Genomic DNA, 510 nt, shown 5'->3' with positions numbered 1-510 from the left:
GGCAAACCCTGGGCCAAGGTGCTTGGCGATGGCTGGACTGCGGTGACCCGCGACAAGTCGCTATCGGCGCAATTCGAGCACTCGCTCGGTATTACCGAGGACGGGATCGAGATCTTCACCGAAAGTCCCAAAGGCCTGCATCAGCCGCCTTATTGACCATACGGCGAGGCGCAAAACTCGGCCAAACTCCGAAATCCGCCCTCTTTGGGCTATATTAGGACACGGTCCGAGTCGCCTGAAGCATTTGCCAGGCTTGGTGGGCGCCTCGTTTCCGCTGCGCGCAGTGGATAAAACGGCAGAGCTTGTGACTTTGCGTGACACGAAAAGCTGGATCCCCCGACGCGCTTTCAGGGAGGGCACTTTCGCAACCAGACTTCTGGAAGGAGGTTGTCATGCCCAATGTCCAAACTCATTCACGCGCCGGTTTGCTCCATTTCCCAATTCTCGTTCTGCTGGCTCTAGGGCTGGCGCTGTTCTGGGCGATGCCGGTCGCTGCGCAAGACAACGGCA

General features: G+C 58.6%; 1 pseudogene. It reads left to right on the top strand.

Features of this window, described 5'->3' with window-relative positions:
• Positions 1–156: pseudogene (locus ACQY6C_RS15025) on the top strand (type I methionyl aminopeptidase); the annotation flags it as partial.
• Positions 157–510: the final 354 nt, after the last annotated feature.

It is taken from the genome of Altererythrobacter sp., from assembly GCF_050299635.1.
Lineage (GTDB): Bacteria > Pseudomonadota > Alphaproteobacteria > Sphingomonadales > Sphingomonadaceae > Erythrobacter.
Note: the sequence above shows the minus strand (reverse complement) of the source record. Positions and strands in the feature narration are given on the sequence as shown.